Consider the following 10,596-nt stretch of genomic DNA (forward strand, 5'->3'; position numbering starts at 1 on the left):
AGTGTCACGTTTAGCCTTTTTGTTGTCACTCTTTTCTAAATTTTAATTAATCGCTTTCTTGGTTATTGGCTAAGATGAATAAAGGGGCGGGATCGCTTAAAATCACAGGAATGTTGAAAAGATATAGTACATTCTTGATCTAAGTGGGTACTGCCCATAAAGTATCAAACTAATATAATAATAATTTAGATGTGAACGAGGTCGATTTGTCACATTTCCAGCAAACTATCTCCGCTTTGATTGAGCGAGTACAAAATGCCCAAGCAAGCGAAGTTCGTTGTGTTGAAGTTCTAACGCAAAAACCATCGTTTGCATTTATAGAATGGCTTCATGCTCAACCGCTCTTTCCTAAGTTCTACTGGCAGTCACGCGACACTCGTGAAGAGGTTGTTGCGCTCGGACAGTTACATACGTTTTCAGATCCTGCACCCGCGTACGCGATTCTTGGTGAAGACCAACGAATCTGGGGTGGACGCTCGTTTGACGGGCACACCGCAAAGAACCGTCGCTGCATGGAGTCGTTTTTTTTCCTTCCTCAGGTTGAATTGATTCGCTTTGACAATACTTGGTCGTTGGCGGTTAATTTGTCCCCTGATCGTGTTTCTTCTATTAATGCTTTGAATAAACTTTCTGTAGAAGCCGCGATATTGGCGCCTTTGTCTGCCCATATTGAACAAATTAATCACGTTCCAGAAAGAGAGCAGTGGGGCAACCTTGTCGATAAAGTGCTGCAAGGCATTAGCGACGAAGAGTACAAAAAAGTCGTTTTAGCGCGTAAAACTACATTGCAGCTCGATGCGCCTATCTGCGCAGCTCAATTACTTAAAGCCAGCTATCTGCAAAATCACCACAGTTTCCACTTTATGTTGGTGCTAGATTCTAAACACAGTTTCATTGGCTCGACACCAGAGCGCTTATATAGCCGACATGGTACTGAGCTCGATACCGAAGCGCTTGCTGGAACCATTGGTCGCGGAGAGAACGCTACTGAGGATATGGAACTGGCTAACTGGCTTTCTCAAGACAGCAAAAACCTCAACGAGAACCAGTATGTGGTCGACGACATTATTGAGCGTCTCACTCCTCATTCTCAAACGGTCCATGTTGAAAAGGATGCGCGTCTAGTGCGCTTGCGTAAGGTGCAGCATTTGAAGCGCAATATCCATGCTCAGCTCAACAATGGCGTTAATGGTGTGCAGTTGCTTGCTGCCTTACAGCCAACTGCTGCGGTGGCGGGTTTACCTCGTAAAGAGGCGATGGATTTCATTCTTGAACACGAACCGTTTGCACGAGGTTGGTATGCAGGCTCTGTAGGCTATATCAGTCATCAGCGAGCGGAATTCTGCGTGGCGATTCGAAGCGCCTTGATTGTAAACGATCAAGTACAACTGTTTGCTGGCGCGGGGATCGTGCCGGGATCGGTTGCCGAACATGAGTGGCAAGAGCTGAATAAGAAGATGTCGACTCTGCTCAGTCTCATTTCTGATCACCCACCATTAGGTGTGGCGTCATGAATCACGACCAAGCTGTATTAAACAGAGTTTGGTGTAACACATTACTTGAAGAGCTTGCCCGCAGCGGTGTTGAACATGTTTGCATCGCGCCAGGCTCTCGTTCAACACCATTAACACTCGAAGCCGAAGCTAACTCTAAGCTAACCTTACATACGCACTTTGATGAGCGCGGGCTTGGCTTCTTGGCTTTAGGTTTAGCTAAAGCGAGCAACAAACCCGTTGCGGTGGTTGTTACTTCTGGAACTGCCGTAGCTAACCTTCTACCAGCGACCGCTGAATCTGGATTAACGCGAGAAAAGCTAATCTTGTTGACCTCCGATCGACCGATTGATTTAGTCGACTGTGGTGCCAATCAAGCGATTCAGCAGCAGGGTATCTTTTCGTCTCACGTTGAAACGGCACTAAACCTTCCAAGTCCAACGACACAAGTTTCTTTGAATTGGCTTTTGACGTCGGTTGATAACGCACTGGCGAAACAGCGCAGCGTCGGTGGGGCTATTCATATCAACTGTCCGTTCCCAGAACCGCTTTATTCCGCTAATAGCGCCGAGATGTATGCGGATTATACAAAGAGCGTGGCAGCTTGGAGAGCTTCAACCTGCCTTTACTCGAACACTTATTTGCCCAGTCATTTAATCGATCAGCCTGTCTCAGCAAGTGATTATGTCGCTCGTAAAGGCGCAGTGATTATTGGTTCTATCGAGAATGAAGCCGCAATTAAAGCCAAGCAGTTTGCTTCGGCTTTGGGCTGGCCAATTTTCTGTGATCCTCAATCGGGCGTGAGCAGTGATTGGAAGCATTATGATCTGTGGTTACAGAGTGACTCAGTCAAAGAGCAACTCAACCAGTGTGATTTCATTCTTCAGTTTGGTGAGCGCATTGTTTCTAAGCGATTAAACCAATGGGTTAAGTCACAAGCGGCTTGGTTCGATTGCACGCAATATGTCGTGGTTTCACCAGATGCACATCGTATTAATCAAGATCATCTGCCTCAAACTCATATTGTCGCTGATATCGAACATTGGTTATCAGAGCAACATCTACCAACGCTGTTGGGAGAACATGCTGGCTGGGCGGCATCTTTGGCGGAAGTCGCGAATACGGTTCAGCAGTTAGCGTTGGCGCAAATCTCTAATAACGACCAACTGACAGAGTTGAGCGTTGCCGTTGACTTGTCGTCTAGACTTAAGGGCAGAGAGCTTTTTGTGGGAAATAGCTTGATGGTAAGGCTGGTGGATATGCTGTCATCAATCTCTGCGACTCAAGTCTACAGCAACCGCGGTGCATCGGGCATTGATGGCTTGGTGGCGACGGCTGCGGGAGTGATAAAAGCCAACCAGAACCCCTTATTGATGTTGATTGGCGATACTTCTTTGCTTTACGATCTCAACTCACTGGCTCTGCTGACTCATAATTTAACGTCGATGGTTATTGTTGTGACCAACAATGATGGTGGTGCGATCTTTGATTTATTGCCGGTGCCAGAGCAGCAGAAACAGTCACTTTATCAAATGCCTCATGGTTTCAGTTTTGAACACGCTGCTGCGCAATTCCAGTTGGGATACGCTGCGCCAGAAACCTTGAATTGCTATCAAACCATTATCGAACAACATTTCGAACAGGGTCAGGGTACCTTGCTCGTGGAAGTTAAGACGCCTCCCGAACAAGCGTCTACTTTGCTGAAACAATTCAGTTCAATGCTCACCGAGGCATTAGCCTAAGGACTTTACATGCTTTACTCCGATTATTACCCAGCTGTACAAGATTCTTCTGACAAACCTTTGCTTGTTTTCTTACATGGTTTACTCGGAAGCGGGGATGATTGGAGTGCATGTCATCCATTCCTCGAGGATTTTCCTCTCCTTTGCATAGATTTACCCGGACACGGACAAAGTCGCTTTATCGATCCGGTAGGGTTTGATCATTGCTGTAAGAAAATTGTCCAGTGCATCACATCCCAACTGGCTCTCAACGATCTTCCTGCCGATTATCCTATCGTGGTGATTGGGTATTCTATGGGCGGAAGGCTCGCCATGTATGGGGTGACAAGCCCTTGCTTTGAGGCACTCAACCTAGAGAAAGTCATCATTGAAGGTGGCAACTTTGGCTTGGAATGTGATGAAGAAAGAGCACAAAGGTTAGTACATGATACGCAATGGGCTGTTCGCTTTGCACAGCAGTCGATTGAAGATGTTTTAGACGATTGGTATCAACAAAGCGTCTTTTCTTCACTAAATCATGAGCAAAGACAAACTTTGGTCATAAAGCGTAGTGGTAACCTTGGAGTATCCGTAGCAAATATGTTGTTATCTACTTCGTTAGCTAAGCAACCGGATTTACGTGCCACATTGAAATCTCATGAGCATTTATTGCATTATGTATGTGGAGAAAAAGATCGTAAATTCATGGAGCTAGCTGAGAATAGTGGCTTTGAATATAGTCAGGTGGATTACGCGGGTCATAATGTTCATTTTGAGCAACCCGAGCTGTTTTCTAACCTGATAATCCAATGTATCGCCAGTCGTCGTTAATCTGACTGAGCGATTCTCTCGTATCAAGCACTATCAAAAGCAGAGCAACACCGTCACGACTACTCGTTAGTCGTGGTCTCTAATAGAACAATGGGAATCACCATGGCTAAAACAGTAGGCATCACAGAAGAAGAACTTTACGCGGCAGTTAACTGGAGCGATGAAAGCAGTCAATACGAAGATATTCAGTACCACAAATCTGACGATGGTATTGCAAAGATCACGATTGCGCGTCCTCAAGTCCACAATGCGTTCCGTCCACAAACCGTAAAAGAGATGATCAACGCACTGGCTGACGCTCGTTACGACGAGAAAGTAGGCGTGATCATTTTGACTGGTCTTGGTGAGAAGGCGTTCTGTTCTGGTGGTGACCAAAGTATCCGTGGTGACTACGGCGGCTACCAAGATGATTCAGGTACACACCACCTGAACGTACTTGATTTCCAACGTCAAATTCGTACTTGTCCAAAACCAGTTATCGCAGCGGTATCGGGTTGGGCAGTCGGTGGCGGTCATGTACTTCACATGATGGCAGACCTTACTATTGCAGCTGAAAACGCGCAGTTCGGTCAGACGGGTCCTAAAGTGGGTTCTTTCGATGGCGGTTGGGGTGCTTCTTACATGGCTCGTATCGTTGGTCAAAAGAAAGCACGTGAAATCTGGTTCTTGTGCCGCTTCTACGATGCACAAGAAGCACTGGACATGGGCCTTGTAAACACCGTTGTTCCTGTTGCTGACCTAGAAAAAGAGACAGTTCGTTGGTGTCGTGAAGTGCTTCAACACAGCCCAATGGCACTGCGTTGCTTGAAAGCGGCACTGAACGCTGACTGTGATGGTCAAGCAGGCTTACAAGAGTTGGCTGGTAACGCAACCATGATGTTCTACATGACAGAGGAAGGCCAAGAAGGCCGCAACGCATTCAACGAGAAACGTCGACCGGACTTCGACAAGTTCCCGCGTAATCCATAGTCTTTCTCCTCTTCAAAATGAGTCGCTAATAGCGGCTCGTTTTGTTTTGATGTTCCCCGTTTTTTAGGAAACTTTATGAACTCAGTGAATTCTCAGCGTCACGCTAAACTTTACCGTTATCAATTACCTATGGATAGTGGTGTGGTTCTTCGTGACAATAAGTTGAACGAACGTGTTGGCTATATCATCCAACTTGAGTGTGATGGTAAAACTGGTTTTGGCGAAGTTGCGCCTTTGCCCGGTTTTAGCCAAGAAGATGCCGAACAAGCTGGCATTCAGCTTCAACACGAATTAGAGCTTTGGAGCCACAATAAGCCTCAAACGCCTTTCGACGAGCTGTATCCTTCTGTCGCGTTTGGCTTTTCAATGGCGATGATGGAATTGCGAGGCGATCTTAACGCTCAAGGTAACTACCAAGCGGCGCCTTTGTGTACAGGCGATCCAGATGAACTGATTCCTGTATTGAATGAGATGGTAGGCGAGAAGGTCGCGAAAGTGAAAGTCGGCCTCTACGAAGCGATTCGCGATGGCATGTTGGTTAGCTTATTCCTTGAGTCGATCCCTGATTTGACTCTAAGACTTGATGCCAACCGTGCGTGGAAGCCAGAGAAAGCGAAGCAATTCATTAAATACATTTCGCCGTCAATGCGCCAGCGTATAAGCTTTATCGAAGAGCCTTGCCAAAAGCCAGAAGACAGTTTGGCCTTTGCCATTGACCATGGTGTGGCGATTGCGTGGGACGAGACACTGCAAGAAGCGGTGCGCAGCCCGGAATTTGATCTTAGCGACCTTACTGGTGTTAAAGCAGTCGTGATCAAGCCAACTCTTATTGGTTCTGTCGAGCGTTGCGTGGCAATCATTGAGCGAGCACAGAAGCTTGGAATGAAACCTGTATTGAGCTCAAGCATTGAGTCGAGCCTAGGTCTGACTCAGATTGCTCGTCTGGCGCAGCAATATTTGCCAAATGAAGTGCCGGGGTTGGATACGATTGGCTTGTTCAAGCAGCAGCTAGAGGTTTCTTGGCCGGGCTGTCAGTTGCCTGTCTCTACGCTTGAAAAGCAACAATTGATTTGGTCTTCTTAGACCGAGCTATTTGAATGGCTATTTAGTTAGCTTAACAAGTTCTTAATCTATTTTTGGTTATCATATGATGCGCCCACAATCTAATCATCCCCCGCTCTGGGTAAAGTGGGCGCAGCAAAACCCACTTCAACCAGCGTTAGTGACCACTCACCGCACTTATACTTGGCAGCAAGTGTTTGTGTTGGTTAGTGAGTACCAACAACAGCTATCTCATCAAGGCCTATCTGAAGGTGATGTACTGACGATTGTTGGTAAGAATCAAGCTGAAGTGATCCCTGTTTATCTTGCCGCACTCAATTTGGGTGTGGTTTGTGCGTTTACGATGCCTCAGCCTAGTTTACGCCTGAAGCAAAAGCTCGATTCCTTATATCAAGCAGATCAACAGAGCTACCTTTGGCTCTTGGGCAATAGCGGAATAGAGCAATCAGAGACTGCCGATTTGAATACTCAGTTGGTGACCTTGCCTTGCCTAAGTGAACTGAAGTTTGATGGTGATGATAATCGGATAACGACATCTCAAGACTCCAACTTCAATCCGCAAAATCTAGCGAGCATCGTATTCACTTCTGGCTCTACCGGAAATCCCAAAGCAGTGGCTCACACGCTTGAGCAGCATTTATGCTCGGCGGTCGGGTTGCTTGAGGTGTTTCGTTATCAACAAGGTGACACTTGGTTACTGAGTTTACCTATGTACCATGTGTCGGGGCTGGCGATAGTTCATCGTTGGTTAGCGGCTGGTGGCTGCATCAAAATAGGCACAGGCCAGCTTGAAACCGATATAGAAGAATGCAGTCACGCTTCATTAGTCGCTACTCAGCTACATCGATTACTAAAGAGTAAGCAAGCACTTACTTTAACGCATGTACTTTTGGGTGGTAGCCATATTCCAGAAGCTCTTGGCCTTGAAGCTCAACAAATGGGTATCGAAACATGGCTTGGCTACGGCATGACAGAAGCGGCTTCAACAGTGACTGCGAAGCCCGTTGATTCTAGTAATACTGCAGGTATTGTTCTCGATCAACGCCAGTTAAAAATTGAAGATCAACGTATCTTTATTGGTGGCGAGACGCTCGCTTCCGGGTATTACTATCAAGGTAAATTGACGCCATTAGTTGATAAGAACGGCTGGTTTGATAGCAAAGATCTTGGAGAGTGGGTTGATGAGCAAGTGTCGATTATTGGTCGGGCTGATAATCAGTTCATTTCTGGTGGTGAGAACATTCATTGCGAAGAAATTGAGCGAGTACTCAATCAATTGTCTGAGGTTAATCAGGCTTTTATTGTTCCCATTGAAGATGATGAGTTCGGATTTCGACCTGCAGCGATTGTCGATTGTGCTGAGTTGCCAACCAAAGAGTGGTTTATCGAGCAGTTAACTGGTCGTCTTGAACGGTTCAAATTTCCTATTGAGTATTATCGAATGCCTCAGCAGGAACAACATGGTATTAAGGTTTCGCGCGCTGGATTGGCGCAGTGGTTACAGCAGACCCGTTCTAAATAGAGCGAAGAGCAATAAAATGAAGCGCAATACACGGTGACTAGTCGTAATTGCGCTTCAGGGGGTTGTGACGGTGGTGAAGCCGTCACAAATTCTAATTATTTATCGTGTCATTCAAGATTTGGCGTTAAGCGAGTGCCTTCTTCATTTGTTCAGCGACTTTATCTACCTTACCTAGACCAATGATAACTTGTAGACCACCTTTCCCAACCGGTACCACACCTGCCGCACCGAGTTTCTTCAGTTTCTCGCTGTCTGCTGCACCTGAGTCTTTCACAGTTAAGCGTAGACGAGTAATACAGTTATCGACTTCTAGAATGTTGTCTGCACCGCCAACCGCTTCAATGTAGCTGTTGGTTAGGTTAGCCAATGCTTCTGGCGTTTCAGTTTCTTTTTCTGCTTCCATCTCTTCACCACGACCTGGAGTACGTAGGTTGAACTTGATGATAGCGAAGCGGAAAATACCGTAGTAAAGCGCGAAGAACACCACACCTTGAACCAGTAGCATGTACCAGTTAACCGCGAGTGGGTTTTGGCTTGATAGTACTAGGTCAACGAAACCAGCAGAGAAGCCGAAGCCTGCCATCCATTCCATGCTTGCTGCAATGTAAAGCGATAGGCCTGTTAATACTGCGTGCAGTAGGAACAACACGGGTGCTAGGAACATGAAGCTGAATTCTAGTGGCTCTGTGATACCCGTGAAGAATGAAGCCATAGCTGCCGCAAGCATGATTGCGAATACTTGGTTTTTGTTTTTCGCATCAGAACAGTGATACATCGCCAATGCTGCTGCTGGTAGGCCAAACATCATGATAGGGAAGAAGCCCGCTTGGTACATGCCAGTTTTACCTGGAATACCCGTACCGTTAGCGATAGATTGCGCGCCGCCTAAGAAGTTTGGAATGTCGTTAATACCAACAACGTCGAACCAGAACACAGGGTAAAGAGCGTGGTGCATACCTACTGATAGGAACAAACGGTTGAAGAAACCAAACAGACCAGCACCCACCGCACCCATGCTTTCTAGTTTAATACCCAGAACGATCAGAGCGTCGTAAACAGCTGGCCAGATGTAAAGTAGAGCAAAAGAGAGAGCCATACCTGCGATTGAGGTCAGGATAGGAACCAAACGCTTACCGCTGAAGAACGCTAGAGCTTGAGGAAGTTCAACCGTTGAGTAGCGGTTGTAGATCTCAGCAGAGATGATACCCACAATGATACCTACGAATTGGTTGCTGATTTTGCCAAATGCCGCAGGCACTTCACTGAGTTCAACATCCATTAACTGAGCAACAGAGCCCGGAGCAAGTAGCGTGGTGACGACGAGGAACATCACAAAGCCAGACAGTGCCGCAGAACCATTCTTATCACGGCTCAAACCAAATGCGACACCCACCGCGAATAGAACCGCCATGTTGTCGATGATCGCGCCACCAGATTTGATCAAGAATGCGGCTAAGATACTTTCAGAACCCCAACCAACAGGATCCAACCAATAGCCGATCCCCATAAGGATTGCTGCAGCTGGCAGTGTGGCTACGGGAACCATCAATGCCTTACCTACTTTTTGCATATACCCGAGTATATTCATATGTGCCCCTAAGTTTGTAATTAATTTTTTTAATGTTTCTGCTCGTCAACGTATGGAGTCAAATATTGATCGAGGCAGGATTTTAAGTAACTGCGGTTATTAAAAACTTATTTCTTAATGCAAACAAACGAAACGGGTAGTAGTATGAATTAAAATTTTTAATGCATGAGTTCGTATGGCTAACCATCAATCTTTACTTAGAAATCTTCATACTTTTAATGTTACTGCAGAGAAAATGAGCTTTACGCTAGCGGCTAGAAAGTTGCATTTGACTCAGGGAGCCGTTAGCCATCGAATCAAAGTGTTAGAAGGTGAACTCGGATTTAACTTGTTTGTGCGAGGGACTCGTAAACTGGAACTAACGGAAGAAGGTCAGCGCTTTCAACGAACGTTATCCAAGTCGTTAAGCTCTATTTTTGGTGAGATCGAAGACATTACCAACACAGACTTGTATGGACAGATCAATATCGGTACCAGTCCTGCATTTGCCAACAGTTGGTTACTGCCGAGGTTGGCTGATTTTAAACAGCGATACCCAAAGTTTAATCTCAATATTTTCTCGCAAGAAGAGCAGGATTTTCATCAAAATCATCTCGATGTCGCTATTTACTATGGTGCTGAAAATCTCAAAGACATGCATCGACAGCGCCTGTTTGGTGAAAAGTATATTCCGGTATGTACACCGAGTTACGCGGCTGAACACGACATCTTTGATGATGGCTTAGAATCGCTGCACCGGATTAATTTCATTCATGCACTAGGGTCAGATGTATGGCAGCGTTGGATTAAACACCACGGCTTAGATGTGAACTTGTTTGAGCAATTTTACTGTGTGAGCCACCGGGATATGGGCGTAAGAAGTGCCCTCAGCAATATCGGTGTCGCGATGGGGCGCTATCATTTTGTTAAGCAGTATGTTCAGACTGGCGAGCTCATAACACCTTATCCGAGCATGGATACAGACCAAGGGTATGACTTAATCTGCCCGTTAGGCACGGAAAAACGACCTAAGGTAAGAACCTTTATTAAGTGGTTAGAAGGGCAGTTGCGTTAGGTTAGTTAATTTAGCAATTAGATAGTTCAAAACAGAATTTATTATCTTTATAACCATCCATCATAATAAGCCATATAAATAACGGATTATAGAATAAGGTCTTATTATGAAAATTGCCCTCATCATTGCGGTTTTACTGCAGATAGGCCAAGCGATCATCTCATCGGGGTTGACTCGTTCGTTGGCTGAGCTCACCGCATTTGTGTTGGTTGTGGTACTTGTTTTAATGAAAAGAGAGAGCAAGAAGAGTGATAAGCCCCTGTTTGATTCGTGATTGTTACAACAAAGAATACCCTTACCACAAACGATAAAGGCAAAGCCCATTGGAGCTTTGCCTTTTTGTTTGTGCGCCGAGC

General features: G+C 45.9%; 9 protein-coding genes. 8 read left to right on the forward strand and 1 reads right to left on the reverse strand.

Annotated features, from left to right (window positions below; all coding sequences use genetic code 11):
- Window positions 1-206: 206 nt before the first annotated feature.
- The 6 genes from AB4371_RS04335 (at window position 207) to menE (ending at window position 7,598) form a co-directional block, all read left to right on the forward strand.
- On the forward strand, window positions 207-1,514 hold the full coding sequence (locus AB4371_RS04335) for an isochorismate synthase MenF (RefSeq protein WP_065583685.1): 1,308 nt from the start codon (window positions 207-209) through the stop codon (window positions 1,512-1,514).
- On the forward strand, window positions 1,511-3,235 hold the full coding sequence (gene menD / locus AB4371_RS04340; RefSeq protein WP_372149091.1) for a 2-succinyl-5-enolpyruvyl-6-hydroxy-3-cyclohexene-1-carboxylic-acid synthase: 1,725 nt from the start codon (window positions 1,511-1,513) through the stop codon (window positions 3,233-3,235). Before AB4371_RS04335 ends, menD begins: the two co-directional genes overlap by 4 nt.
- 9 nt (window positions 3,236-3,244) lie before the next feature.
- Complete coding sequence (menH, locus tag AB4371_RS04345) at window positions 3,245-4,045, forward strand: 2-succinyl-6-hydroxy-2,4-cyclohexadiene-1-carboxylate synthase (protein ID WP_017060169.1); 801 nt, start codon at window positions 3,245-3,247, stop codon at window positions 4,043-4,045.
- Window positions 4,046-4,147: 102 nt separating this feature from the next.
- Complete coding sequence (menB, locus tag AB4371_RS04350) at window positions 4,148-5,014, forward strand: 1,4-dihydroxy-2-naphthoyl-CoA synthase (protein WP_017060170.1); 867 nt, start codon at window positions 4,148-4,150, stop codon at window positions 5,012-5,014.
- A gap of 75 nt (window positions 5,015-5,089) precedes the next feature.
- The gene (menC, locus tag AB4371_RS04355) at window positions 5,090-6,097 is read left to right on the forward strand and encodes an o-succinylbenzoate synthase (RefSeq protein WP_017060171.1); all 1,008 of its coding nucleotides are present in this window, start codon (window positions 5,090-5,092) and stop codon (window positions 6,095-6,097) included.
- 64 nt (window positions 6,098-6,161) lie between these two features.
- Window positions 6,162-7,598 carry an o-succinylbenzoate--CoA ligase gene (gene menE, locus AB4371_RS04360; protein WP_372149094.1) on the forward strand — a complete coding sequence of 479 codons (1,437 nt, stop codon included), beginning with the start codon at window positions 6,162-6,164 and terminating at the stop codon, window positions 7,596-7,598.
- Window positions 7,599-7,722: 124 nt separating this feature from the next.
- Here menE and nagE read toward each other — a convergent pair whose 3' ends face one another.
- Window positions 7,723-9,168 (reverse strand): N-acetylglucosamine-specific PTS transporter subunit IIBC, encoded by a 1,446-nt coding sequence (gene nagE, locus AB4371_RS04365; RefSeq protein ID WP_017064077.1) that lies wholly within the window; start codon window positions 9,166-9,168, stop codon window positions 7,723-7,725.
- A 193-nt stretch (window positions 9,169-9,361) separates the two neighbouring features.
- On the opposite strand from nagE, the gene AB4371_RS04370 reads away from it, so the two are divergent.
- Both AB4371_RS04370 and AB4371_RS04375 read left to right on the forward strand, forming a co-directional pair.
- Complete coding sequence (locus AB4371_RS04370; protein ID WP_017071714.1) at window positions 9,362-10,240, forward strand: LysR substrate-binding domain-containing protein; 879 nt, start codon at window positions 9,362-9,364, stop codon at window positions 10,238-10,240.
- Between the two features lie 106 nt (window positions 10,241-10,346).
- On the forward strand, window positions 10,347-10,514 hold the full coding sequence (locus AB4371_RS04375; protein WP_017068947.1) for a hypothetical protein: 168 nt from the start codon (window positions 10,347-10,349) through the stop codon (window positions 10,512-10,514).
- Window positions 10,515-10,596: the final 82 nt, after the last annotated feature.

It is taken from the genome of Vibrio sp. 10N.261.51.A3 (assembly GCF_041471965.1).
GTDB classification, from domain to species: domain Bacteria; phylum Pseudomonadota; class Gammaproteobacteria; order Enterobacterales; family Vibrionaceae; genus Vibrio; species Vibrio crassostreae_C.